A 26,162-nucleotide genomic window follows, 5' to 3' on the forward strand; every position below is an offset into this window, starting at 1 on the left:
CTCCACACCTGACGCAGGTGAAGCCCGTCCACCGCGAATGTCCTGCGCAGCAGCCCTGCCCAGTCTACTGGCGGCGTCCTCTCCTTCCTCCGCTCCTGCCTCGCTCCTGCCTCAGGCGCCACGCTCGCCTCCTCTGCTCCTACCTGGGGGCGCGTCACGCTCCTCTCCTCCGCTCCTGCTTGGGGGAGCGCTTCAGGTCGGTCCACCACAGCTCGATGGGGTTGAAGTCCGGGCCAGCCCCCACCGTTCACGTCGACCGCGCCCAGGTTACTTGGCGACGCCTTCCACGATGAAGACCCGCGACTTGGCCGATCTGTGCCGGATTGGCATGATCTCCCGGTACTTGGGAGAGTCATACCAGGCTTGAGCCTGTTCCATGCTCGGAAACGCGATCATGACGATGCGCTTGGTGGGCTCGCCTTCCAGAGAGGTGACCTTGCCGCCTCGCACGACGTAGCGTCCGCCGAACGGCGCGAAGGTCGACTCGACTGCGGCGCTGTAGGGCCTGATGCCTTCCGCGTCGGTCAGTTCGAATTCGGAGATGTAGAAGGCAGGCGGCTTGGCGGCGGAAGCCGCCTGGGCGTACAGGCTCATGGCCGGAAGAGCGCCAATGGAGGTGCCGGCCAGTACAGCGAGCAGAAGGGATCGTTTCGTCTTCATGTTGCTTCCTTGGGGTGAAAGCGGCCTCACCGTGGCTTCGCGCTGAGCGAGAGCGGCTCCGTCTCGAAAAGCCTGCGAGCCGTGATCATGGACTTGGTGACGTCCACGTACTTCTTGAAGTGCGGCGACTCGAGGTGCTGACGGTATGCCTTCTCGTCCGCGTAAATCTCGAAAAACCGCAGATGGGTCGGGTTCTCTTTCAAGGCCACCGAGTAGATGGCCAGCACGCCGGCTTCGATGCGGATCGAGGTTTCGATCTCCTCCGTCACGGCGGCCTTGTAGGCTTCGAGCTGGGCCGGAGCGATTTCCAACTCGGCGATACGCACAAGCGCTTTGGCAGGCAACCGCGGCTTTGCGCCGAGCAGGATAGGCACCGCGTCGTACATTTTGCGGGCCAGCACCATCTTGGCCGTGCCAGAGCGGAACCTCTGGAAATGCGGCGTCCGCAGATGTGCTTGATACGCGCTTTCGTCCGCGTACATCTCGAACACACGGATGCGGGCCGGGTTGCCTTTCTCCGCCGCGGCATGGAGGGCCAGCACGCCCCGCTCCAGCCGAAGCGTCGCCACCGCATGCTCGCGAGCCGCCGCCTTGAAGCCTTCCAGCTGCGCGGGGTCGATTTCCAGGTCCGCCAGTCGCACGAACGGGACCTGCGCTTTCTGGGCCAGGGCGGGTGGGCCAAGGCACAACGCAAGCGCCGACGCGCACACCATCAGGGACTGCCTAAGGTTCATGTGTATTCATTTCCAGAGATGGATGGGGCCAATTTTTGCGCCGCAGCTTACACTACCATCTGCTGAGCAGGCCGCGTGGGTAGTTCCAGCCTCAAACGGTCAGGACGATCTTTCCCGGCGGATGACCGCCTGCATAGAGCGTGTGCGCACGCGCCGCCTCCTCGAGCGGGAACGTCTGCCCGACGTGGACGCGCAGTTTTCCCTCGGCCACGAGCGTGGCGAGACGCTCGAGGCAGACGGAGTCTGGCTCGACGGCGAACCCGATGTATCGGCGGCCGGTCGCCTCGGCGCGCGCGACGAGCTCCGCGTTCGTCCGCGAGATCGTCACGAGCGCGCCGCCTGGTCGCAGGATCTCCAGCGTGCGCGCCGTGTAGTCACGCCCGACGAGATCGAACGCGACGTCCACATCGCGCACGGCCTCGGTGAAATCGGTCTCCCGATAGTCGATCACCTCGTCGGCCCCCAGGGAGCGCACGAAATCGTGCTTCGCGCGACTCGCTGTGCCGACGACATACGCCCCGTGCGCCTTCGCAATCTGCACGGCGAGATGCCCCACGCCGCCGCTGGCCGCGTGGATCAAGACGCGTTGGCCCGGCTGCACGCCCGCCGCATCGACGAGCCCTTGCCACGCGGTCAGCCCGGCTAGCGGCAGCCCAGCGGCCTGAATGTGGCCGAGAGCGGCGGGCTTTCGTGCGAGCTGGCGCGCTGGCGCCGCGACGTACTCCGCGTAAGCCCCAGCGGGACGGGGAAAGAACGGCATCCCGAACACTTCGTCGCCGACGCGAAACCGCGTGACGCCCGGGAAGACCTTCTCGACAATACCCGAGACGTCCCACCCGAGGATGCCGGGCGGCTTCACGAGTGGAAGTGCGCCGGAGCGCACCATCGTGTCGACCGGATTGGTCCCGGCGGCGCGGACGCGCACGAAGACTTCCGTGAGGAGCGGCTCCGGAGGCGCGAGTTCTTCGAGCGCGAGCACCTCCGGTCCACCGTACGAACGCATCACGACAGCGCGCATGACAAGCTCCTTGTTCGATCGTTCGTCGACCAGCCGTTCATCTCTCGGCCTTCGCGAAGAGAAGCTCCCAGTTGATAAAGGGGCCGAGCGGGATGACCTCGAACTCGATGAGCCCGGTCCTGACGAGGGGGAACTCGGCGAGTACGTTCTTCGCGGCGTCGGCGCTCTCGCATTCGAGAAAAATGGCGACGCCGGGCCGGTCCTGACGGAAGTAGATGTCGCGGACGATGCCGCTCTTGTACGACTCCCAGGTGTGACGGACTTCGTTCTCCAGGTGAGGCTGGTACTTCTCGAGCGTGGCTCCGGGCAGTGGGCGGTCGAGGCAAAGAAACTTCATGGTCGTTCTCCAATGGCTGGCCGATCGAACGGCGTCTGGACACAGCATGCGGAGCGGCGCCGCAGCTGGGCAGACACCGTGCCATTCATGGGCTGTGAAGCCATCCTCATCAATCAAGGCGTCCGCGGACGACACACGCTCCGACGTCGGGAGCGCTCGCGGCGCGTTCACCCCTTCAGCGATCGATCAGGCGTTGCTGTTGCGGCGGGTAGCGGTCTCCGCTCGGCTTGATACGCGAGGCGCCGTCCTCGAGCTCGCGGAGGTCGCTTGCCGTGAGCACGATGTCGGCGGCGCCCGCGTTCTCGATCATGCGCTCCTGCTTCGTCGTCCCTGGGATCGGTACGATCCACGGCTTCTGCGCGAGCACCCACGCGAGCGCGATCTGACCGGGGGTGGCGTTCTTCTCCTTGGCGATCCGCGCGAGCAGCTCCACGAATGCCCGGTTCGCCTGAAGGTTCTCGGGCTGGAACCGCGGGATGGTGCTCCGGAAATCGCTCGAATCGAACGTAGTGGTCGGGTCGATCTTGCCGGTCAGAAAGCCTTTGCCTAGCGGGCTGAACGGCACGAAGCCAATGCCAAGCTCCTCGAGCGTCGGCAACACGCTCGTCTCGGGCTCGCGCCACCACAACGAATACTCGCTCTGGAGCGCGGTGACCGGCTGCACCGCGTGCGCGCGACGGATCGTCTGCGCCCCCGCTTCGGAGAGGCCGAAGTGTTTGACCTTCCCTTCGCGAATGAGGTCCTTCACAGCGCCTGCCACGTCTTCGATGGGTACCGCTGGGTCGACGCGGTGTTGGTAATAGAGGTCGATCGCGTCGACCTTCAGCCGCTTCAACGACTTTTCGGCGGCCTGCCTGATGTGCTCCGGGCGGCTATTGATGAGGCTCCATCTCCCTTCCCCTTCATGCGCCGGCGCGAACCCGAATTTCGTCGCAATGACGACGCGCCCGCGGAACGGCGCGAGGGCTTCGCCGAGGAGTTCCTCGTTCGTCAGCGGTCCGTACACTTCCGCCGTGTCGAAGAACGTGACGCCGCGATCGACAGCTGCGCGGATGAGCGCGATCATCTCCTGGGTGTCCTTCGGTGGGCCGTAGCTCCAGCTCATGCCCATGCAGCCGAGGCCGATGGCGGAGACCTCGAGTCCTTGCCGCCCGAGCGTACGTTTGGAGATCATGCTTCCTCCTTCTCAAAGAGCGTCTTTGCGCGGTTCACCGCGGACAGCGCGTTCGGCCAACCGACGTAGAATGCGAGGTGCGTGATCATCTCGACGAGTTCCTCCTCGGTGACGCCGTTCTTGAGCGCGTTCGGGAAGTGGAAGTCCATCTGCTCCGTCTTGCCCGTCGCGATGAGCGCCGCGCAGGTGATCAAGCTGCGGTCGCGCTTCGAGAGCTGCGGTCGTTCCCAGACGTCGCCGAACAGGACGTCCTCGGTGAGGTCGACGAGCTTCGGCGCGAAGCCGCCGAGGGACTTGCGCACCGCGCTCTGTGGCTTGTTGTTGCTCATGGCTGTCTCTCCTCGGTAAGGGTTCGCGTCTCTCGCGGCACGACCTTCACGGTCGCGGCGCGCGCGCGTGCCCCAAGCATCGGGGCAAGATAGGGGCTGCTCTGGTATTTCGTCCGGTACGCCTCGTCGACACGGGCGTTGATCGGGCCCTCCACCGGCTCGAAGGCGACCTCCTTCGCCATCCCGGCGGCGGTGATCCGACCCGCCTTCTGCCGCAGCGCCGCCTGGTACCAGCGCGAGTTCCGCCCGTTGTAGGCGCGCACGTAGAGCGTGTCACCGACCGCGACGGACCAGATCCACGTCGGGGTGCCGTACGTCTTCCCGTCCTCGCGGAACGGTGAGATGTGGAGGTCATCTGCCTCGGCGATCCTGCGGAGTTCGTCATTCAACCAAGTGCTCATGCTTGGGTCCTCCTCGAAAGTGCATTGACAGCAGGACGGAAGAAGGCGCCTCGTCAGCACGCCGTATAGCCGCCATCGACGGCCAGCGCTGCCGTCGGGTTGACCGCGCGGCCCGGATGGCTGTTGGGTCGTCGAACCATGACGACACCCACAGAAGTACGCCCCGGGCCCGCCGAGAACCAGACGCCGGGAAGTAAATGGGCTTTGAAGCCCTGGTTGAGAATAGGCCGTGGCCTTCTTTGACGGCGCTGAAGCCCGCGAGCGGCTGTCCGAACGGCGCTTCCCTTCCTGGGCGGTACTCCTCCTCGAACGCCCGTTGAGCTCCTCAGTGATCGATCTGGCCCTCGCCGAACGGCTCGATCCTGGCGCCTCGAGCATGCAACCGCGCCAATCCTTCGTCGAATGCCCGCAGCTCATCCGGCGTGAGTTCGACAGCGGTGGCGCCCAGGTTCTCCTCAAGGTGCGGGATCCGCGTCGTTCCGGGGATCGGCGCGATCCACGGCCTCTGCGCCATCGCCCAGGCGAGCGCGATCTGTCCGGGTGTGGCGTTCTTGCGTCGGGCCCAGTCGCGCACCAGCGCCAGGAACGGCATGTTCGCCGCGAGGTTCTCCGGTGTGAAGCGGGGAACGGTCGCCCGCCGATCGTTGGCGGCGAACCGGCTGCGCTCGTCGACCGCGCCGGTGAAGTAACCGCGGCCGAGTGGGCAATAGGGAACGAAGCCGATCCCGAGCGCTTCCAGCGTCGGGAAGACCTTCGTCTCGGGTTCCCGCCACCACGGGGAATATTCGCTCTGCAGCGCACTGACCGGCTGCACGGCGTGAGCGCGGCGGATCGACTGCGCGCTGGCTTCCGAAAGCCCGAAGTGCAGGACCTTGCCGGCCTGGATCAACTCCTTCACGGTGCCGGCCACCTCCTCCATGGGCACCTCTGGGTCGACACGATGCTGATACAGCAGGTCGATCCGGTCCGTGCGCAAGCGCTTCAACGAGCCGTCGACCGCCCGGCGGATGTGGTCCGGGCGGCTGTTCAGGCGGGTCGGCTGGTTTTCCTCCACGGCAAAGCCGAACTTGGTGGCGATCACGACCTCGTCACGAACCGGCGCCAGGGCCTCCCCGACGCACTCCTCGCTGAAGTATGGGCCGTACACCTCGGCCGTGTCGAAGAACGTGCAGCCGCGGTCGAAGGCCCAGCGGATCAGCGCAACCGACGCGGTTCGATCCAGCCTTTCACCGTAGTAGCCGACCAGCGGTAAGCACCCCAGGCCGACGGAGGACACCTCCAGCGAACCGAGCCTGCGGCGATTGCCTCGTGCGTGGACGTGGCCTTTCGCCGTCATCCCGGGATCGGGCATTCGCTTCGACAGCCCCGATTGCGCGCAGCCGAAAATGCTCGTCAGCGCCGCGCCGGCCGCGAGGGTCAGCCCCGCTTTCATGAACTGACGCCGAGCCAAGCCGTCGAGAGGGCGCTCGCCACTTTGCTCGTGATGGGGATCGTCGCAGTGACTGCACATGCAAGCGTGCCTTTCTCGGTGATGGGGCGCTGCGTGGGCTCGTCCGGCATGTAGCAAGGGCGGGGGGCGTTACGCCGGGCTTGCCAAGAGAAGTACGCGCCGGGCTCGCCGACGACTAGGCGTCCGGGAGCGAACAGGCTTTGAAGCTCTGCTTGATAATGAGCCCGGGTCTGCTCGATAGACGGGCACTCGCGATGAAGACCGCTCTACTTCCCCAGCTCCAGGTGTTCCTCGTCGTGGCGCGTCTGCGCAGCTTCAGCGGCGCGGCGCGCGAGCTCGGCCTCTCCACGGCAGCGGTGAGTCAGTCCGTGCGCCATCTCGAGGAGCAACTGAGCGTGGTGCTGCTCACCCGCACGACGCGCAGCGTGTCGCTGACGGATGCCGGGCGGCGCCTGATCGAGGGCGCGGGCCCGGGACTGGGCCAGGCGCTCGCCGCCCTCCGCGAGGTGTCCGCGCAGCCGGGGGAGGCGGTGGGCCGGCTGAGGTTGTCGGTGCCGCGGATGGCGGTGCCCTTCCTCATCACCCCGGTCCTCCCCACCTTCCGTGAGCGCCACCCGCGGGTGGAGGTGGATGTCATCATCGAGGATCGCTTCGTGGACATCGTGGCGGAGGGCTACGACGCGGGCGTGCGGCTGAGCGAGGCCATTGAGCGCGACATGGTGCAGGTGCGGCTCACCGACCCGTTCCGCTTCGTGGTGGTTGGAGCTCCCAGCTACCTCGCACGCCACGGCACGCCCCAGCGCCCCGAGGACCTCCTGCGCCACGAGTGCCTCACCTTCCGCTCGGAGACGAACGGCGCGCTCTACGCGTGGGACCTGGAGCGGGGCCGCAGGACGTGGCGCGTGCCGGTGCGCGGCGGCGTGGTCACCAACGACATCCATCTGCCGGTCGCTCTGGCGCAGGAAGGCTTGGGGCTGGCGTACGCCTTCGAGCCGGTGGTGGCGGAGCGGCTGCGTACCGGGCAGCTCGTGAGGGTGCTCGAGCCCTACGCGCCCACCGTCCCCGGCTTCTTTCTCTACTTCCCCAGCCGTGCCCAATGCTCCACGCCTCTGCGCCTCTTCGTCGAGGCTGCCAGGGAGTTGGCCGCCAGGAGGGTGTGATGGGCAGTCGCACACTGTCAATCACCGCTTCAAGGCCTATTTGTCCCTGACACGTAGTCATCCGAGCACCTGGGGCGTATCTATTTGTAGACGGGGAGCAACGCCGAGCTCTGCTGTCACTGTTCATTCAATGGAGGGACGTCGATGAAACGACTCACCACAACCGTCCTGTTGCTCCCGCTGCTACTTTCAGGCTGTTCGCATGCGAACGGAGTAGGAGTTGCTCCAGATCTCAGGACGTCGCCGGCAGTAGCCCCTCAGGCGAAGCAGCCCAACATCGAGGGCCGGAGGCTGTCACCTGACGACGTCCGGCGGGTTGCGCCTGCCCTCGAGCAGTACACCCAGGAGCGCCTTTACGGCGAGGTATGGAAGCGTCCCGGCCTCACGCCGCGCGACCGCAGCATCGTCACGATCGCTACCCTGATCGCGCGCAACCAGGCACCGGCGCTTCCCTACTATTTCAACCAGGCCCTCGATAACGGCGTCAAGCCGAGCGAACTCTCGGAGATCATCACGCATCTCGCGTTCTATTCGGGCTGGGCGAATGCCTTTGCGGCCGTCGGGGCGGCGAAGGACGTCTTTGCTCAGCGCGGCATCGGACCTGATCAGGTCCCGCCGGCCTCTGTTGAGCTTCTTCCCCTGGACGAGGCCGCCGAGGCGCGACGCGCAGCTCAGGTCGAGGCGAGTTTCGGGGCGGTCGCTCCGGGAGTCGTGCAGTACACCACTGACGTGCTCTTCCGTGATCTCTGGTTGCGTCCGGCCCTGGCGCCCCGGGACCGGAGCTTGGTGACGGTGAGCGCCCTGGTTGCTTCAGGCCAGGTCGCGCAGATCCCCTATCACCTGAACAGGGCGATGGATAACGGCCTGACGCGAGCGCAGGCGTCCGAGATGCTCACGCACTTGGCCTTCTATGCAGGTTGGCCGAACGTCTTTTCCGCACTCCCCGTGGCCAAGGACGTGTTTGAGAAGCGTCCAAAATGAGGCGCGTGGCCGGTGTGAGTCCGCCGCCGGGGCGGTCTCGCTGCCCTTCAACCCGGCGAAGCTCAAGGGGCTCTCGGCGAAGCTCCTTCGCAGGCGCCACGAGAACAACTACGGCGGGGCGGTGAAGAACCTCAACAACGCTCGTCGGCGATCAGCACGGGCAGCGAACTGCGGATGCCTTGGCCCATCTCCGAGCGGTGGCAGACGATCGTCACCAGCCCGTCGGGAGCTACGTGCACGAAGACGTTCGGGTTCAGCCCCGGGGCGGAGGACTCCTCGGCCGGGGAGCGTATAGGCAGGATAGAGGCGGTGTGGAGGGGGAGGGCTGGTGCAGAGGGGCGGAGGAGGGCCGCTGACGGGTGCCGGCCGAGCTGAGAGCCGGGCCGGTGGAGAGGCCACGCAGCCTCCTTGGGCATGCCTGCCCAGGCCGCCCTCCCATGAGGGGCGCGGCAGGGGCATCAGGTCTCTTGGCTGTGGCGGCGTAAGCCTCAACACCAAGCGCCCTGGGGTGGCGCTCGCGCCGGGGTCAGGCTCGCACCTGCCGTGGGCAGTCCCAGATGCTCCAAAATCGCGCGCACCCCTCTGGCTTGCTTCACGTACGCCAGCACCCGCCGCCTGCCTCCACACCTGACGCAGGTGAAGCCCGTCCACCGCGAATGTCCTGCGCAGCAGCCCTGCCCAGTCTACTGGCGGCGTCCTCTCCTTCCTCCGCTCCTGCCTCGTTCCTGCCTCAGGCGCCACGCTCGCCTCCTCTGCTCCTACCTGGGGGCGCGTCACGCTCCTCTCCTCCGCTCCTGCTTGGGGGAGCTGAAATGGCCGCACTTTCGCGCCTGGAGCGAAGACGCCATGAAACCTCGTGAGGTTTGCCCGAGGCGGAGGCACCAGGGACGCCACACGTCGTAAGAATTCCAGCCCGGTGAAGAGCAGGTGCGTGGTGCCGTCGGGCAGCGGGCGCTTCATCCGCCAGGCGATGCGGCCGTCCTCCGCTCGTGACAAACGCTCCAGCGCCAGCGCGCCGCGCGCCCCGTAGCGGCACAGCCGCTCCACATCCCATTCGCAGACTACGATACATGCAGGGCCGGTTTCGGGCTGCGTGACCATCACCCTGCCGACTCATCCGCTCCAAGGCGTGCAGTTGCCGTTCATCCGCACCGTCCGCAGCCAGGACGGCAGGCGGTACATCGATGTGGAGCACCCACCTGGCTGGTGCATGAGGCTTCCCATCGAGTGGACAGACCGCTCCCCGCCTCAGCTTCCACCCAGCATCGGCGGTCGTGAGGCTCGCCTCGGCATTTCCGACCTGCTCAAGCTCGCTGATGCTGTTGAGGTGGCACTTCGCCAAGAGCCTGCCCCGCCGCCTGATTATGACTCAGCGGCTGCGCATAGCTTTATCCATGTTGCCTCCTCCAGTCCCTCAACCCGCACTGCCCTGGTCAACACTGCCCGCCGCAATCCGACAAGACCTCCTCAGAGCGTGGACGACCCTCCTGCACAAAATGCTTCGCGCCGAGGCCGCAAGCGCGGAGGAAAGCGATGAACGAGAAGATTCGAGCAACCCATCTGGAGCGGCGCGCGATTGTCTACCTGCGACAGTCCACACTCAAGCAGGTCCACGAACACCATGAATCCACCGCTCGCCAGTATGCCCTGCAACAGCGGGCCTTGGAGCTGGGTTGGCCGACCGAGCGGATAGAGACCTTGGATGAGGACATGGGCCAGAGCGGTGCAAGCGCGAGCTGGCGTGCAGGCTTCCAACGGCTGGCCGAGGACGTTGCACGCGGACGAGTAGGAGCCATCTTCTCCCTGGAAGTTTCGCGCCTGGCCCGCTCTTCAGCGGACTGGCACCGCCTGCTCGAACTGTGTGCCCTGGCCGATGTCCTCATCGCAGACGAGGACTCCGTCTTCAGCCCTCGGGATTACAATGACCGGTTGTTGCTCGGTCTCAAAGGCACCATGAGTGAGGCCGAGCAGTACTGGATGCGCCTGCGCCTGCAAGGGGGCAGACTCTCCAAGGCCAGGCGGGGCGAGCTCTTTCTCCCGCCACCGGTCGGCTACGAATGGGATGAAGCGGCTCAGCGCTTGCGCCTCGACCCTGACGAGCAGGTCCAACGCATGGTGCGCCTGGTCTTCGAGCGCTTTCGTATGGAGGGCAGTGCCTTCGCGGTCATGCGCTACTTCGAAAGGAATGGGCTGAAGATGCCTGTTCGCTCTCAAAGCATGCACCAGGTGCGCTGGGGTCCCGCACGTCACGGAACCATCCTCCAGATACTTCACAATCCCGCATACGCGGGTGCCTACGTCTTCGGCCGCCGCGAGGAGCATCTGGCGCTGGTGAATGGTCAGTTGAAGCGACGGCGCATCATCAAAATGCCACAGGAAGAATGGAAGGTATGTCTGCGAGACCACCACCCGGCATATATTTCCTGGGAGGAATACCTGGCCAACCAGAAGAAGCTCCATGAAAACCGCTCCAACTCCAGGTTGCCGGACCAACGTGGTGCTGCTCGCGAAGGGAATGCGCTGCTGCAAGGCCTCGTGCTGTGTGGGCGGTGTGGCCACCGCATGCAGACGCGCTATCACGGCCTACGACGCCATGCGTACTACGAGTGCCGTAGTCCCACACCAGAAGGTGGCGACAAGAGCATGTGCTGGATGGTCGCGGCAGCAGCGATTGATGAGGCCGTTGCCAGGCTCTTTCTCGAGGTAACTCAGCCCCCAGAAATCGAACTCGGGCTCGCCGTGGCCCGAGAGGTGGAACGCCAGGTGGGCGAGGTCCAGCATCAATGGAAGTTGCGCTTGGAGCGTGTCCGCTATGAGGCTCAACTGGCGGAGCGCCGCTATAAGGCCATTGACCCAGATAACCGTGTCGTGGCCCGGACTCTTGAGCGCGAGTGGGACGACCGTCTTCGCGAACTCGAAGAGGCTGAGCACGAGTACCAGGAGGTCCTCAAGCGCGAGAAGCTCGAACTGACGGACAAGGACCGGGCAAGAATCCTTGCTCTCTCAAAAGACCTGTCTCGCGTCTGGAATGCGAAGAGCACGACCCATGCAGAGCGCAAAAATCTCCTCCGTATCCTTGTGCGAGAGGTAACGCTGAGGCCGCTCGAAGTGCCCGAGCGGATGACGCGTATTCAGGTGGTCTGGCAGACGGGGGCGAGCAGTGACCTCAGCATCCCACGTCGTACTCGATTCGAGGCAAGGAAGACCTCCGCCGAAGCTGTCGAGTGCATTCGCACGCTGTTCGAAGAAAAGAGGAGCGATGACGAGATAGCGGTCGAACTCAATCGGCGCGGCTTGCGCTCCGGTGGCAAACGCCCTTGGGATGCGAAGGCAGTGAGTTGGGTCCGCTGGCGCCACGGTCTCCATCACTTGCCCGTGCCACCGCAGGCGGGGCCGCAACCCACTCGCCGAGCTGATGGCCTCTACTCCGTGCGCGGGGTGGCTGAGTACTTCAACGTCACCAGGTGGATAGTGTACTACTGGATAAAAGAGGGCTGGCTCAAGGGTGTCGAGGGCGGTGGGATGGGGCGCTGCTGGTGGTTCAAGCTGGATAGCCAGACAATCAAGCGCCTGACTGATGCCAGGTCCCGAGGGTACGGGCCAGGCGGGCGTAGTCATTCCCAGAGCCGTCTCCGAGAAGAGGGGCATTATGCATAGCGCACCCAGGCCCTGCCTGTCGTTGGCATGCAGATGCGTGTTGGCGTGCAGGGAGGATTCCTCGGAGGTGTTTGAGCCTGGGCAGGGGTGCGATGGACCTCGTCCACCGCGGAGTGGGCTACCTGCTCCAGGGCGGCAAGGTGCTCCTCGGAGCGCCCGGCGGCTCACCGCCGCAGGAGCTCGTTGCCAATGGCCCGCTGTGCCTCGAACGTTCTGGGAACGGTGGAGGGCGCCTGGTGCGTCCACATGCCGAAGTTGAGCAGGCCGTAGATGCGTGGGTCACTGCGGGCGAGGTCGTAATACTCCCAGTTCGCGCGGGCGAGCGCCGCGTCATCGCTGTACGCGCTGACCAGATAGGATTGCGGCACCAGCCAGAGCTTCTGGGAGGGCGTCAGGGTGGCACGCAGCGTGTTGAGATGGCCCACCACCTCCGACAGAGGGCCGTAGTGGTCGAAGCCCACCCAGTCCGCACGCGCGGGAGTGACGAGTGACGGCGACAGCGAGGGCACCGCATGCACCACCATCACCGGGATGGAGGGGAACGTGTCCTTGATGGTGTTCACGCACGTCTCCAGGTCCCTCACGGATACGCCTACCCAGTAGGGCTCATCGATGACGTAGAACCCCCCCACACTCCCCAGGTACGGGGTGATTTGAGTGACGAGCTGGTTCCATGCCCGCGCATGGTCCGGGCGCAGCGTCGAGCCGTTGAAGAACTGCCAGCGCGTCTCCAGCAGGCACTTCACCCCGCGCGCGGCGCAAGCGGCGAGGTCCTCGGGGCGTTGAACGAAGTTGAGGTTGGTATGGGCCGTCACCTCATCCAGGTGGGGGCCATGACTCCCGGACTGGGCCCAATAGTAGCCATGGTGCTTCAGGTGGTTCACCACCGGGGAGACCGCCACGTCATCGAAGCGGGACACCTGTCCGTTCTCCAGGTACGCCCCCAGGTACAGGTACGCCGAGGAGGGAAGTGCGCCCGGCCCGTTCAGCCGGGCGGTCTACCTCGGCTCGCTGGGCGTCGAGCCGTCGCTGGCCGGGCGCGGACACGGGGGCCGGCTGCTCCAGCAAACCCTCACCGGATTGGCGCGGCGTTGGACGACCTGCGTCCTGCGCACCGAGCAGCCGCGCAACATCGCCTTCTACCGCAAGCACGGCTTCAAGCTGGTGGACGAGAGCGTGGTGCCGGTGAGCGGGCTCCCCGTATGGGTCTTCTCACGCCCGCTCGAGAAGACGCGCTGACGCGGGTAGCCCTCACCGCGGTGGGATGAGGGCTCCTGTCCTTCCTATGCGAGGTTTTCGAGCACCCTGGACCAGTGCTCGCGCATCGCCTCGCGGGCCTTCGCGTCTGGCAGCTTCTCCATATGCACGTGGAGGGAGACGCCTCGCGCCTTCGGTACCAGCGTGAGCTGCAGTGTCGCGGGTTTCCTCCATCCTTCCGGCTGCCAGGTCATGCGGATGCGCTGCCCGGGCTTCACCACCCGGACCTCGCCGCGTACGCCGGGTACTCCACGGCGCTTGGGAACCTCGTAGCCCGCCCCCGGCTCGAGCGTCAGCGTCGCGCCGGCACCGAGCCACCGCTCCGCCTGTGTTGCAACCCGCTCCCACATTTCACGGGCACTCACCGGCAGCGTGCGTACCACTCCCACCTGGAAGCCCGTCGCCGCCGTCTCGCCCACGACCCGCTTGCCGCGGGCCTGCTCGTACGCCACGGCAATGGACTGCTGCCACCACGCGGACTCCACCTCTCGGGCCAGGTGCGCGACGAGCTGCTTGTGGTTCAGCTCGCCTGCTCCCGCGGCGTCCAGCGCACGCATCCACCCCTTCCAGTCCCGCCCGGTCTCCCCCTTCACGGCGCTGTCGGTCACGCGTTCGGTGATGAGCGCCTTCTTCGCGGCCGCCTTCTTCGTGGCCGAGGGCTTCTTCCCGATCGCGGCAATCTCCGCGAGCCGCGCCTGCACCAGCGTCTTCACCAGCTTCGCCGGGAGCGGCTTGTCTGGCGGGAAGGTCACGCCACTCTTCGACGTGGCATAGCCGTCCAACTGCGCCTTCAGCGCCGGCACCACGCTGCCGCTGAACGGGTAGTAGCCGCAGTGGGTCTTGAAGAAGGCGAAGCCGGCCACGGCCTTCCCGTCGACCTTGAAGGTGGGCATCTGGTAGCTGATGGTTTCGACCGCCCCCGGAAGCAGCTTGCGGAGCTGCATGCGCAGCGCCCCCAACGTCTTCTTCGCCGCCGGGTCCTTCAGTCCCGCCAGGTATGCGTCGATGGGCTGCAACCCTCTCGGATTCGTCGCCATGGTCTTCGAGTCCCCGTGGTGTTCTCGGAACGCGGTACGCATCCGCACTCCGTCTTCGTGTGGAGCATAGAGCATGGGACGGATGGGCGCCCGGTTGATGCACGAGGGCCCGTGAGCCGCGCGGCTCCGGGCCGGAGCACCCTGTCTCCGGCCCGGAGCCACTCAGGACCTCAGAACAGCGTCAGCCCGTCCACCCAGATGTCGTACGGGTCCGCGCCCCAGGTGTCCGTGCGGATCTCCACGTAGTCCACCTTCGAGAAGGTGGGCGAGCCGCTGGCGGTGCGCGTCCAGCCGCTGCCCCCGGCGAGCGGAAGCTCCACGTAGACCCACTCGTCCGGCGAGGTGGGCAGCAGATTGGCGCTCGGCGTGTAGACGTACTCGCCGCCGCCGGTGGTGCCCAGCACGACGACCGGGAAGGTGCCCTGCCAGCCGTACTGGTTCGGGTTGCGCGCGCGGAGGAAGACGCCCAGGCGCGTTCGGCTGGAGGCGTTGAGCGCGAGGTTGCGGCCCGCGGGCGTGAAGACGGCCAGCCCGAAGCCCTCGTTGCTCGCCACCTTCACCGAGCCGCTCCCGAACAGCTTGCTCACCGTGTCATCCGTGAGCGTGGTGGTGCACGTCGAGTTGCACCGGAAGCCCCATTGAGAGGCCGTGTCCCCGAGCGCGGTGCCGTTCGGCGCCACCGCGACGAGCCGCGAGGCGAGGCCGCCGGTCGTGCCGTCGTTGACGAACACGTCCACGTCATACAGGCCCGCGGAGGGGAAGGTGACGGACGGCGTGGCGGTGCCAGCGCCCAGCAGCTGGTAGGGCGGGAGCGCATCCGGCACGAAGCTGGCGCCCGCGCGCTGCACCAGCCAGTGGAAGCCGAGCGGATCGTTCTTGTCGGAGGAAGCGGAGGCGTCCAGCGTCACGGGCTGCCCGGCCACGGCGCTCACCGGCGCGAGCTGCGCGTCGGGGCTCCCGTTGTTGGGGTTCAGGCCGCAGCCGCCCACGGTGAAGACCCCCTCCACCTGGCAGCCCAGGCGCGGCGTGGGCATGACGTTGCCGCCCGTGCAGTTGGAGGCCAGCATCACCCCGCGGGTGGCTTCCAGGTACACGTCGCAGTTGCCCGTGCAGCGGCTGGTGTTCGTGCCATTGCTGGCGAAGGTGTTGCGCTGGATGAGCAGGTGGCTGGAGTTGGCCAGGCTGCTGCGCGGCTTGCAGACGTCCAGCACGTCCCACTCCTGGATTTCGCGGCCCGTCAGGAGGATGCCCACCCGCCCGCTGTGGGCGATGCGGTTGTTCTCGATGACGGTGTGGCGGTCCTCGCCAATCTGGATGGAGATGCCATCCACGAGGTTGCGCTCCACCGTGTTGCCGGACACCACCGCGTTGTCATTCCCGCCGAGCCACAGGCCGTAGTTGCTGTCCGACGCGATGTTGCCAATGAACTTGTTTCCATCGCACCAGGACTCGATGGCGTTGTGCGGGCTGAACGAGGTGTCGTTGTTCTGGAGGGTGTTGTTCGGGGCGCAGGCGCCGATGACGGCGCGCAGGAAGATGCCATCTCCGCCGTAGCGCGTGTCGTTGCCATAGAGCAGGTTCCCGCTGCTGCCCGCGTCCACGATGATGCCCGCCGAGTCCCGGGTGTCCACGCCGTACCAGTTGGATGGATACACGAGGTTGTCGCCGCGGATGCCCCAGCTGAAGTCATTCCGCGCCAGCACATTGTTATGCGAGTCCACCAGCGTGGCGCCGGTGTTGGAGCAGTGGCTGGCCACGTTGCCCACCACCTGGTTGTTACGGCTGTTCGAGCGCAGCTCGAAGCCGTTCCAGTTGCGCGACAGGGTGCTGGCATTCACGGTGCTGTCCGTGACGCCATCGAAGCGCACGCCGCCGCCCTGCACCGAGTCCTGCACCCAACCGGCCGCGGGGTCGGTGAAGTTGTCATCGAACGCCGCGTCCTCCACCAGCAGCCGCGCCGCCGAGGAGGCCGTGAGGCCGTAGCGGAACCCCTTCGCGCCACAGCCGCGCACGGTGACGTCGTTGACGCCGCTCACGGAGATGCCCACGGTGGGCGCCGCCGTGGTGCCCGTCCCGGAGCTGCTCCGGAACACGGTGCCGGGCGCGCACTCCAGCGTCACGCCGCTCGCGGTGATGCGCACGGCGGGCGTCCCGGACGAGGACGGCAGGTCATACGTGCCGGCGCACACGCGGGTGGATGCGCCCACGACGAGCTGCTGGCCCGCCACCGGGGTGACGCACGGCGGCTGCAGTCCGGAGGTGAGGTACGCGAGGTTGACGACCTGGGCCTCGCTGAGCGCGACGTTGAAGAGGCGCACGTCATCGATGAACCCCTGGAAGGCATTGCCCGCGGGGTAATTGCCAATCTCCACGGACTTGTTGGAGTTCTGCAGGGTGCCACTGACGCTGGCCTGGGCCACGCGCTGGCCGTTGACGTAGAGCCGCATCGTCTGGCCGTCATACGTCCCGGCCACATGGGCCCACTGACCGGCCGTGGCGGGCGCCGCGATGTCATGGGGCTGGCCCCAGGTGCCACCGGGCAGGACGATGGTGAAGTGGTACTGCCCGCCAGAGACGGACAGCGAATACGAGTCATAGGCGTACCACTTGTTGACGATGACCTGGCTCACGTCCACGCGCGAGGGCTTCACCACGGCGGCCAGCGTGAGGCTGGTGGTGAAGTGGAGCTGCGGCTTGTCCGCCACATCCACCACGCCGCCCGCGAAGGAGATGGCCGATCCGGACAGGCCCGTGGCGCAGGTGGCCGCGCCGCTCTTCTGGCCATCCGCCGGGCTGGCGTTGCCGGAGGTGTCCCGCAGCAGCGTGCTCGTGTCCGAGCAGTCGTCGAAGTCCCACAGCGCGGTGGCCTGGGGAATGCCAAGGAGCGCCGAGGCCAGCCGCTTCACCTGCGTGCCATCCAGCGCGACGTTGAAGAGGCGCACGTCGTCGATGAGGCCGTGGTAGGCGTTGCCGCTCGGGTGGTCACCGATGGCGATGGGCCGGTTGGAGTCCTGCAGCGAGCCGGTGACGCTGGCCTGGGCCACCCGCTGGCCGTTGACATAGAGCCGCATCGTCTGGCCATCGAAGGTGCCGGCCAGGTGCGCCCACTGACCGGCGGTGGCGGGCGCGGACAGGTTGTACGTCACGCCCCACGTGCCCCCGGGCAGCGCGATGTCGAACTGGTAGCGCCCGTTGCGGATGGCCAGCGCGTACGAGTCGTAGAAGTACCACTTGTTCACGATGGCCTGAGAGCCGTCCACGCGCGCGGGCTTCACCAGCGCGGAGAGGGTCATCGCGGTCGTGAAGTGCAGGTTCGGCCGGTCCGCCGTCTCCACCTTTCCCTGCCCCGTGAAGCGCCCCGCGGCGCCCGAGGGCGAGCGGAAGGCACAGCCCACCTTCCCGCTCCAGACTCCGGTCTTGCCCGTCGAATCGGCGATGAGGTCGGACGTGTACGAGCAGTCGTCGAAGCTCCACACCGCCACGGGTGCGGGCAGTCCCGGGATGGTGACGATGGCGGAACGTTGGGATTCGGTCGAGTTCTCGGCGGCGCGCTCTTCCCCCACCACGCCGCAACCGATGGCGAGCCCCAGCGACAGCAGGGCAGCAACAAGCCTTGACATGAACAGCCCCCTCTCGGCTCGCGCACGGCTCCTCCGTGGAACTCGGGGCGCGAGCACAGGCGCCGCGTACCTCCGCCCCGGAAGACTGTCAACGCCATCCAGTCACAGTCGACAGGAAGTTGCATGTGACCGCTATTCCCACGCCCGCATGCTCGATGGCTCTCCTGGGCTCTTCCGGGGTAAGCCGCAAGAATGATCCGAGCCTTTCTTCTTGGAGCAGTGCTCTTGCCGCTGTCCGTGCTCGCCGAGACGCCTGTGCCCACGCGGACGGCCTCGGCGGATCTGGACGCAGATGGAAAGCCTGAGTCCATCACGCTCGACGTGAAGGACTCCACGTTCGTGCTGAGCGCCGGCAAGGCACGGGCGGAGGGACGCTTCGAGGGGCCGGTGAAGGGCTTCACCGTGGTGGATCTCGCGAGCGATGACCCTCGCCGCGAGGTGCTGCTCCAGGGCCAGGGCGCTGGGGGCGTCCCCGCGTACCGTCTCTTTCGCCTGACGGGTGGCGCTCTCCAGGAGCTGGCACTGCCTCCGGGCCAGCCAGGCATCTCCGGAAACCGTATCCTCCTGGCCGATGTCCCCATGGCCTTCTGGGTGCGGCGCGACAAGTACCTCTATGACGCGGCGAAGCCGGGCTTCACCGAGGTGCCCCAGCCGCTGTACTTCGTCGGCAAGGGCGTGGTGCCGGAACAGCCGCTGAAGCTGCTCGTGTCTCGTGAAGGCAACAGCGTGGTGACCGAGGTGGCGGCGAAGACTCCGGTGGTGGTGCTCGCCTTCAGCCCCGCACCGGACGCCGCTCGGGATGACGACTCCCAGGGCTGGTACGTCGTCCTCACGCGCCAGCACCTGCTCGGCTGGGTGCGACGCACGGCCCTGGGAGCCACCCCGCTGGTCCAGGACACGCCCGACTTCCCCTTCATCAAGTCAGGGGCTTTCCACGAGGAAACCGAGCTGAAGGAACTTGTCAGCAGCCTCGAGGCGGACCTGAACGGCGACGGGCAGGCGGAGACCCTCCGCATCGAGAAGCTGCCAGAGAAGGCCCACGCGCCATCCCGCAACTCGGATGAGGCCGCCTGCTGGCAGGACGACAACTCCTTCAAGGTCTCCATCGGAAAGGCGAGCCTGAAGACAGACAGCGGCCCCTGCCTCGCGGTGTCCTATGCCGGCATCGTCGACCTCGACACGCGAGATCCACTCAAGGAGCTGGTGGTGGTCGCGGAGGGACGCCCCTCGTTGGAGAACCAGTACTTCCTGTTTCGCTGGACGGGACAAGCGCTCGAGCCGGCCTTCAGGCCATGGCCGGGCCCGGACCAGCTGGGCGCGTTCCCGGGAAACGGCACGGTGCTCTTCGACGCGGACGGCTTGCGCTGGCGGAGCATGGAGCGCTGGGTCTACGACGCCCAGCAGAACAAACTGCTCTCCCCGCCCCAGGAGTGGACGTACATCGGCTGGAACCACACCGTGAAGCAGTCCTTCGCGCTCTCGTTCGCGCCCGCGAAGGGCAGTGCGGTCGTCGCCAATGTCCGCGTTGGCAGCACCGTCACCCTGCTCGCCCGAGCGGAGGTGGGGGCGACGGAGAAGAAGCCTCACCGGGTCTCCGGGAGCAACGCGGCTCCTCGTGGCGGAGAGATCTGGCTGCTCTTCAAGTCGGAGACTGGCCTGGTGGGATGGGTGCTCGACAAAGGCCTCAAGCTGGAGCCTTCGTTGGGCTGAGCGCGGCGGGCCCCGCGCTTTCTGGGGCTCAGGTGCGGCGGTTGATGCGCTCGGTGCGCAAGCTGAAGGCGTCCCAACTCCGGACGCTGAGCCTCATGGTGGTCGCGCTCAGCGGGAGCGGTGGGCGGTTTGCTCACGCTACAGCCAGGCAGAGTAGAGTCCCCCTTGGAACGGGATGACCGTGACATGTGTCCCATCCGCCGCGAGGGGGTGCATATGAGCGACGAGGTTCCCGAAGGAACGGACGGCCCGGCATCCGGGCTCCAGGACGAAACCTCCACCCTGCTTCGGCTCCCCATCAACCAGGACAAGGCCGCTACCCTGCCCCTGGCGGCGATGACGGAAGAGATGTTCCCCGCGTTGGCGTCGGGACGCCTCCTGGTGGGTCGCTACACCGTGCTCGACATCCTGGGGCAGGGTGGAATGGGTCTGGTCCTGGCCGCCTATGACGCACGGTTGGATCGGCGCGTGGCGCTCAAGGTGTTGCGTTCCCGGAAGGACTGGGAAGATGGCGGCGAAAGGGAAGCGCGGCTGGTGCGTGAGGCCCAGGCCATGGCACGCCTCTCCCACCCTCATGTGGTGTCCGTGTACGACGCGGGCTCATTGGAGGACGGCTCCGTCTTCATCGCGATGGAGTACGTAGAGGGGACGACGCTGCGGCGCTGGGGCGAGCAGCGGTCCCGCTCCTGGCGCGAGGTGTTGGAGGCATTCCTGGCCGCTGGAAGGGGACTGGCGGCGGCGCATGCGGTGGGCCTCGTCCACCGCGACTTCAAGCCGGAGAACGTGCTGGTGGGGAAGGACGGGCGGGTGCGGGTGACGGACTTCGGTCTGGCGCGCGTCGGGGCCGCCTCGCTCCCCACGGGACGGGTCCCCGTCTCCCCTCCCGAGGGCGGGAGTAGCTCCGTTCTCACCCAGCCCGGGACGCTGATGGGCACGCTCCGGTACATGGCCCCCGAGCTGCTCCAGGGGGCGCGAGCCGATGTGCGCAGCGACCTGTTCGCCTTCTGCGTGTCCCTCTACGAAGCCCTGTATGGACAGGCTCCCTTCGCGGGCGACACCCAGTCCGAGCGCGCTCGCGCCCAGGAGGAGGGTCGGGTGACTCCGCCGCCCAAGGGCTCCGAGGTGCCGGCCTGGGTGGAGCGCACGGTGCTTCGAGGTCTGCGTGCGGACCCGGGCGAGCGTCACGCCTCCATGGAGGAGTTGCTGACGGCGCTGGCGGATGACCCCGAGGTGAGGCGCCGGTCCTGGCGGCTCAATGCCGTGATGGGGGGCCTGGTGGCCGTGGTGCTGGTGGGGCTCGCCTCGGGAGGCTGGGTGTTCCTCCAACGCCAGGGGCAGGTGTGCGGCCGGATGGAGACGCGGCTGGCGGGTATCTGGGACGAGGATGTGAGGTCAAAGGTCAGGGAGTCCCTGCTGGGCACGGGACTGACCTACGCGCGGGACACCTCCGAGCGCGTCTCCGTGCTCCTGGACGACTACGCGGGTGAGTGGGTGAAGCAGAGGACGGAGGTGTGCGAGGCGGCGCGTCAGGAGGGCCCGGCACAGCCCCGGAGCCTGACGGTGCTGCGGGAGTACTGTCTGGAACGGAGGCGGGGTCAGCTTCGCGGTTTCACGGAGCTGCTGGGGCGGGGGCCGGACCGGGAGTTGGTGGACAAGGCGGTGCAGGCGGCGTTGGCCCTCCCGTCACTGGACTCTTGCGCGGATGTGAAGGCGCTGACGATGGCGGTGCCACCGCCGGAGGATGCGGTCGTTCGGGCGCGAGCTCAGGTATTGCAGGAGCAGGTGGACCTGCTGGAGACACTGGGCAATGCCGCCAGGTACAAGGAGGGGTTGGCGCTGGGCGAGGAGTTACTGCGCCAGGTGGAATCCGTGGGCCATGCGCCGTTACATGCCCACACCCTGTTCCAGGTTGCCGCATTGCAAAAGGGGGCGGGCGACTACAAAGGCGCCGAGGCGCGGATGCGGCAGTCCATTGCCATGGCCGCGCGGGGGAAGGATTTCGAGTTGTTGGCCAAAGCGTGGAGCCAGCTGCTCTTCATCGTGGGGTATCATCAGGGCCGTCATCAGGAGGCGCTCGAACTGGAGCTGGTGGTCGAGGCTGCCGTCGATGTGGCCGATGACGCTCTGACGCGTGTCTCCTCGCTCCTCGCTCATGGGCACGTGCTCATGCAGATGGGGAGGAGTGAGGAGGCAAGAGCAAGATTCGAGCGCGCACTGGCATTGGGGGAAAAGACATTGGGCCCGGAGCATCGCTCTGTTTTTATCGCGCTCGACAACCTGGGCCTCCTGCTCATGACGATGGGAAGGAACGAGGAAGCAAGAGCGAAACTCGAGCGCGCTCTGGTTTTACGGGAGAAGGCATTGGGGCCGGAACACCCGGATATGGGTTATGCACTTGAATCCCTGAGCACTGTGCTCCTCATCATGAGGAAATACGAGGAGGCAGAAGAGAAGTCCACGCGTGCGCTAGCCTTGAAGGAGAAGGCACTGGGGTCGGAGCATCTCGAGGTCGCTCAGTCGCTCAGTACCCTGGGCAGCGTGCTCATGATGATGGGCCGGTATGAGGAGGCGAGACAGAAGCACGAACGCGCGCTGGCTCTCAGTGAAAAGACGCTGGGGCCGGAGCATCCTCACATCACCATGCCACTCTTCAACCTGGGCGTCGTGCTCGAAAAGATGGGGAGATACGAGGAGGCCCGGGAGACGTTCGAGCGTGCTCTCGCGGTGCACGTGAAGGCCCAAGGGCCAGAGCATCCCAAGACGGCGTACGCGCTCACCCGTCTGGGCAATGTGCTCGTGGCTCTCAAGAGGTATGGAGATGCTCGGGAGAAATTCGAGCGAGCGTTGGCACTACGAAAGAAGGTGCTGGGGCCAGAGCATCCTGAGCTCGCTCTTCCACTCCTGGGGTTGGCCAGACTCGCGCAGCTCCGTGGCAAGCCCTCCGAGGCCATTTCGCTGATCGAGCGCGCCCTGGGTCTGGCCGTAGGCGAGAGTCTCGCCGAAGCACAGCTCGCGCTGGCGCGTGCGCTCTGGGACTCGAAGCAGGACCGCTCACGCGCCGTGCAATTGGCCACCCAGTCACGGGAGTACTGGGAGCGTATCGGCGATGCGTCGAAGCTCGCCGAGTCCTCCCAGTGGCTGGCCATCCATGCCAGTCCCTGACGAGAAAGAGACAAGAATCGACGGCTTCTGGCCAGACGTCCGGCGGCTCACCCGTCCCTCTTGGCAGGAAGTGGAGGCTCGTTCATCTTCGCGCCATGCACGTCGTGGCCATCGTCGCGATGAACGGAGTCGTCCCGTTCGATCTGTCGATCCCCTGTGAAGTGTTCCAGCGTGTCCGGCTGCCTGGCGGCCGGGCCGGTTACCAGGTCCGCGTCTGTGGGGTGACGCCCGAGGTGAGCGCCGGAGCCTTCACCCTCCGGACCCACTCGGGTCTGGAGGAGCTGGCGCGGGCGGACACCCTCGTCCTTCCCGGCGTCGCGGACCTGAATGCTCCCATTCCCGAGGAGCTCCTGCGGGCGGTCCGCTCGGCGGCGGCCAAGGGGGCCCGCGTGGCCTCCATCTGCTCCGGGGCCTTCCTGCTCGCCGCGACCGGGCTGCTCGATGGACGGCGCGCCACGACCCACTGGCTGGCGACGGACGAGCTGGCGCGCCGCCATCCGGAGATCCAGGTCGACCCGGACGTCTTGTATGTCGATGAGGGGCAATTCTTGACGTCGGCGGGCGCCGCGGCGGGGCTGGATCTCTGTCTGCACATGGTGCGGCTCGACCATGGTGCCACGGTGGCGGCGGATGCGGCCCGGCTCGCGGTGATGCCGCTCGAACGCGACGGGGGACAGTCTCAGTTCATCGTGCACGCGCCGCCCGCCCCGGACGGCTCGTCGCTCGAGCCGCTCCTGCGCTGGCTCGAGGAACGCCTCCACGAGCCGCTCAGGCTCGAGGACATCGCGCGCCACGCGGCGCTGAGCGTGCGCACGCTCAACCGCCGCTTCCGTGAGCAGATGGGCACCACACCCCTCCAGTGGCTCCTCCGTGCCCGCGTGCGCCGTGCCCAGCAACTGCTCGAGACGACGGGACACTCCGTGGAAGTCATCGCGGAGCGGGTCGGCTTCGGCTCGGCGACCGCCTTTCGTGAGCACTTCCAGCGGTTCGTGACCACGAGCCCACAAGCCTACCGTCGCTCGTTCCGCTCCGCTCAGGTCAGCCACTGAGCCGCTGGGGGAGCGGAACGATCAATTGAACGGGGCAGCGGGTTTCAACCCGCTGCCCCGACAGGTCCCCCAGTCCCTCCCTCCTACGAGCCGCGAACCGCGCCGCGGGTCCGGCTCAGAGCGACTCGAGGAACGCGAGCACCGCGGTCCGATCGTCCTTGCTCAGCGCCTCGAACCGGGTGCGGCTGTTGGTCGCCTCGCCGCCGTGCCAGGCGATGGCCTCCATGAGCGTGCGCGCACGCCCGTCATGCAGGTAGCGCACGTTCTGTGCTCCCCCTTGGACGAACTTGAGCGAGCCGATTCCCCACAGCGGCGCGGTGCGCCACATGCTCGGTCCGGCCTGTCCCTCGGTCAGCGTATCGGCCAGCCCCGGCCCCATGTCGTGGAGCAGCACGTCGGTGTACGGATGGATGGTCTGATTGCGCAGCTCGGCGAACGGATGATTCGCGCCGGTCTTCATCTGGGGCGTGTGGCAGGTCCCACACTGAGCCTGGACGAACAAGGCACTGCCGCGATTGATCAGCGTGGGGTTCATGTCATGCTCGGGCGAGACGCGCATGCCATCGGGGTAGCCGCTGCGCAGGCTGCGCTGGGCCGGTACCCCCAGCAGCGCGAGGTAGGAGGCGAGTCGCTCCATCTCGGTCTCGGAGATGGCCGTCGCGGCCGTCGTCGCGCTGCAATTGGCCGCGCCACGCTGGCAATCGAGCGTCTTGTAGACGGGCGAGGTGACCCCCATGTCCTTGAGAAGCGCGGTCGCCGACTGCTGGCGAAGGGTTGCCTTGCTCGCCTTCCAGCCGAAACGGCCGAGATGCCGGTTGCCGTTTTCCGGGTTGATGGCCCAGTTCGGCACGCCCCGCACGCCGTCCCCGTTCGCATCATTCGGGTCGGCGAGGTTCAGGATCGTCGACTCGTCCACGGCTTCGAGCAGGCCCAGGCCGATGACCTGGGGCGCCTGCCGGACGGAGAATTGCACGGGCACGGGCCCCTTGAAGGCATAGACGGGTTTCTGCAACTCGATGGTCTCGCCATCGGTCAACGTGCGCACCGTCTTCTCGTACGACTTCACGGAGACCGAGTAGTCGGGTGCGCCCGCGGCCTGGGCCCGTTGCTGCACATTCAATCCGTAGGTGGGATCTGGAGTCAGCTGGGTGCTGGAGCTCGATGCGGCGGTGTCGATGGACAGGGTGTACAGCGGGCCGCCCGGCGTCGGAGCCACGCTGCGCCCATTGAGCGCGTGGCACGCGATGCAGCTGACGTTGTTGTAGCGCGGCCCCAGCTGATTGGCGTGCTTCGTGAACACGGGGTTGATGTCCGGGCTCTCGGAGTGTTTCCCGTCGACGAACGAGGTGTGGAACAGTCTCCGTCCTTCAACGAAGCGCCTGGTGTTGGCGATACCGATGTTGTTGGCCATCTGCTGGAACACCCGATGCGGCTCCTCGGAGTAGTTGTAGGAGACGCTGGCCATGCCACCCAGCAGGGTGCTCTCGGGCAGAGGGGCGGAGTCGAGGGTGGGGGCAATGCCATACCACGGGCGCATGCCCACGCCGACCTGGTACAGCTGCTCGAAGGAGTAGTAACGGATGCCCCCGCCGTCGATCACGGCCTTGTTGTCGGCCGTGTACTGGAGGAACGGCGCGGGGGTCACCTCGATCACATCGCCGAGCTTGAGGGGAGTGCCTGGCTGGGGGGCGCGCCAGTTGTCGGTGATCACGACCATGCAGTCTTCCCGAGCCGAGGTCGCGTGACAGATGTTCTTGCCTCCCTCCAGGGGATTCTCGAAGCCGACATTCATCTTCCAGCCGTAATCGCGGATATCCGGATCCACGCGCCGGAACGCGCTGAAGCCCGACTCGACGAAGGTCCCGTCGTTCACCCGCAGGGAGAACTCGATGCGCGAACGCCCGGCGGGGACCTGGTCACGGACCAGAATGCCGAAGGTCCGGTTCTGGAAGTACCACGTCGGAAAGGTGAAGTAGTTGCCCGGGCCGACGTCGGGCGCATCCCAGGGTTCGCCTCGCTCGCGGGCATGCCGGTTGGTCGGACGGAAGCCAGCGAGGGTGACCAGTGTTCCGTCGGCCTCGGTGTACTGAATCTGTTCGAACACCTGGGTGCCGGCGGTATGGAGCGGGACATAGTCCGTCGCTCCCAGCCCGGGCGTCGTTGCCACGGGGGCGGGCCCCGACGGGGGCGGGGACTCATGGCTGGCCCGCGACGAGCCATCGCTGGCTTTCGAGTCGCCGCCGCACGCGGTGAGGGACAGAATGGCGGCGAACAACCCAGCGGATGCGGTTCGGACCTTCATTGCCTGTTCTCCTCGAATGGAATGCGTCGGAGTCGCTCCTGTCTTTTTAACGACCGGCGATCGAGAGAAACAAGAAGTCTGCCATTTCTCGGTTTGCTGGAAAGCAAGCGGGGTGGGGTACACG

The 26,162-nt window shown here is 66.6% G+C and carries 18 protein-coding genes and 2 pseudogenes; 7 read left to right on the forward strand and 13 right to left on the reverse strand.

The features are described from left to right. Window positions 1-267: 267 nt before the first annotated feature. The 8 genes from JRI60_RS05395 to JRI60_RS05430 all read right to left on the reverse strand — a co-directional run bounded on the left by JRI60_RS05395 (window position 268) and on the right by JRI60_RS05430 (window position 6,085). Window positions 268-660, reverse strand: a complete 393-nt coding sequence (locus JRI60_RS05395; protein WP_204224791.1) for a DUF1330 domain-containing protein — start codon at window positions 658-660, stop codon at window positions 268-270. A gap of 26 nt (window positions 661-686) precedes the next feature. After that, complete coding sequence (locus JRI60_RS53055; protein ID WP_239470361.1) at window positions 687-1,394, reverse strand: putative quinol monooxygenase; 708 nt, start codon at window positions 1,392-1,394, stop codon at window positions 687-689. Window positions 1,395-1,485: 91 nt separating this feature from the next. Beyond that, entirely contained in the window at window positions 1,486-2,412 is a 927-nt protein-coding gene (locus JRI60_RS05405) for an NADP-dependent oxidoreductase (protein ID WP_204224792.1), read from the reverse strand. Between the two features lie 37 nt (window positions 2,413-2,449). Beyond that, a complete protein-coding gene (locus tag JRI60_RS05410; RefSeq protein ID WP_204224793.1) occupies window positions 2,450-2,749 on the reverse strand; it encodes a superoxide dismutase in 300 nt (99 codons plus the stop codon). A 175-nt stretch (window positions 2,750-2,924) separates the two neighbouring features. Next, on the reverse strand, window positions 2,925-3,920 hold the full coding sequence (locus JRI60_RS05415; RefSeq protein ID WP_204228746.1) for an aldo/keto reductase: 996 nt from the start codon (window positions 3,918-3,920) through the stop codon (window positions 2,925-2,927). After that, window positions 3,920-4,252, reverse strand: coding sequence for a carboxymuconolactone decarboxylase family protein (locus tag JRI60_RS05420; RefSeq protein ID WP_204224794.1), 333 nt, complete (start codon window positions 4,250-4,252; stop codon window positions 3,920-3,922). The genes JRI60_RS05415 and JRI60_RS05420 overlap by 1 nt, the downstream gene beginning before the upstream one ends. Then, on the reverse strand, window positions 4,249-4,653 hold the full coding sequence (locus JRI60_RS05425; protein WP_204224795.1) for a DUF2255 family protein: 405 nt from the start codon (window positions 4,651-4,653) through the stop codon (window positions 4,249-4,251). Before JRI60_RS05425 ends, JRI60_RS05420 begins: the two co-directional genes overlap by 4 nt. A 325-nt stretch (window positions 4,654-4,978) precedes the next feature. Continuing rightward, a complete protein-coding gene (locus JRI60_RS05430; RefSeq protein WP_343213396.1) occupies window positions 4,979-6,085 on the reverse strand; it encodes an aldo/keto reductase in 1,107 nt (368 codons plus the stop codon). 272 nt (window positions 6,086-6,357) lie between these two features. On the opposite strand from JRI60_RS05430, the gene JRI60_RS05435 reads away from it, so the two are divergent. Together JRI60_RS05435 and JRI60_RS05440 are read left to right on the forward strand one after the other, a co-directional pair. Continuing rightward, window positions 6,358-7,263, forward strand: a complete 906-nt coding sequence (locus JRI60_RS05435; RefSeq protein ID WP_204224796.1) for a LysR family transcriptional regulator — start codon at window positions 6,358-6,360, stop codon at window positions 7,261-7,263. A gap of 144 nt (window positions 7,264-7,407) precedes the next feature. After that, on the forward strand, window positions 7,408-8,244 hold the full coding sequence (locus JRI60_RS05440; RefSeq protein WP_204224797.1) for a carboxymuconolactone decarboxylase family protein: 837 nt from the start codon (window positions 7,408-7,410) through the stop codon (window positions 8,242-8,244). 894 nt (window positions 8,245-9,138) lie between these two features. Here the strand turns inward: JRI60_RS05440 and JRI60_RS53060 are convergent. Then, a pseudogene (locus tag JRI60_RS53060) lies at window positions 9,139-9,345 on the reverse strand (transposase); the annotation flags it as partial. Window positions 9,346-9,777: 432 nt separating this feature from the next. Here JRI60_RS53060 and JRI60_RS05450 point away from each other — a divergent pair. Further along, window positions 9,778-11,901, forward strand: coding sequence for a recombinase family protein (locus JRI60_RS05450; protein WP_204221984.1), 2,124 nt, complete (start codon window positions 9,778-9,780; stop codon window positions 11,899-11,901). A 164-nt stretch (window positions 11,902-12,065) separates the two neighbouring features. Here the strand turns inward: JRI60_RS05450 and JRI60_RS05455 are convergent, their stop codons facing one another. Then, window positions 12,066-12,821 (reverse strand): hypothetical protein, encoded by a 756-nt coding sequence (locus JRI60_RS05455; protein ID WP_204224799.1) that lies wholly within the window; start codon window positions 12,819-12,821, stop codon window positions 12,066-12,068. A gap of 79 nt (window positions 12,822-12,900) precedes the next feature. On the opposite strand from JRI60_RS05455, the pseudogene JRI60_RS05460 reads away from it, so the two are divergent. Continuing rightward, window positions 12,901-13,140, forward strand: a pseudogene (locus JRI60_RS05460) (GNAT family N-acetyltransferase); the annotation flags it as partial. Between the two features lie 44 nt (window positions 13,141-13,184). Here the strand turns inward: JRI60_RS05460 and JRI60_RS05465 are convergent. Then, entirely contained in the window at window positions 13,185-14,237 is a 1,053-nt protein-coding gene (locus JRI60_RS05465; protein ID WP_239470362.1) for an SRPBCC domain-containing protein, read from the reverse strand. Between the two features lie 128 nt (window positions 14,238-14,365). Then, window positions 14,366-17,815, reverse strand: a complete 3,450-nt coding sequence (locus tag JRI60_RS05470; RefSeq protein WP_204224800.1) for a LamG-like jellyroll fold domain-containing protein — start codon at window positions 17,813-17,815, stop codon at window positions 14,366-14,368. A 225-nt stretch (window positions 17,816-18,040) separates the two neighbouring features. Here JRI60_RS05470 and JRI60_RS05475 point away from each other — a divergent pair, with 225 nt between their 5' ends. The 3 genes from JRI60_RS05475 to JRI60_RS05485 all read left to right on the forward strand — a co-directional run bounded on the left by JRI60_RS05475 (window position 18,041) and on the right by JRI60_RS05485 (window position 23,736). After that, complete coding sequence (locus JRI60_RS05475) at window positions 18,041-19,525, forward strand: hypothetical protein (RefSeq protein WP_204224801.1); 1,485 nt, start codon at window positions 18,041-18,043, stop codon at window positions 19,523-19,525. A 216-nt stretch (window positions 19,526-19,741) separates the two neighbouring features. Continuing rightward, a complete protein-coding gene (locus tag JRI60_RS05480; RefSeq protein WP_204224802.1) occupies window positions 19,742-22,687 on the forward strand; it encodes a tetratricopeptide repeat protein in 2,946 nt (981 codons plus the stop codon). Between the two features lie 95 nt (window positions 22,688-22,782). Continuing rightward, the gene (locus JRI60_RS05485) at window positions 22,783-23,736 is read left to right on the forward strand and encodes a GlxA family transcriptional regulator (RefSeq protein WP_204224803.1); all 954 of its coding nucleotides are present in this window, start codon (window positions 22,783-22,785) and stop codon (window positions 23,734-23,736) included. A gap of 115 nt (window positions 23,737-23,851) precedes the next feature. Here JRI60_RS05485 and JRI60_RS05490 read toward each other — a convergent pair whose 3' ends face one another. Further along, a complete protein-coding gene (locus JRI60_RS05490) occupies window positions 23,852-26,038 on the reverse strand; it encodes a di-heme oxidoredictase family protein (protein WP_204224804.1) in 2,187 nt (728 codons plus the stop codon). Between the last annotated feature and the right edge of the window lie 124 nt (window positions 26,039-26,162).

Source organism: Archangium violaceum, from assembly GCF_016887565.1.
Lineage (GTDB): Bacteria > Myxococcota > Myxococcia > Myxococcales > Myxococcaceae > Archangium > Archangium violaceum_B.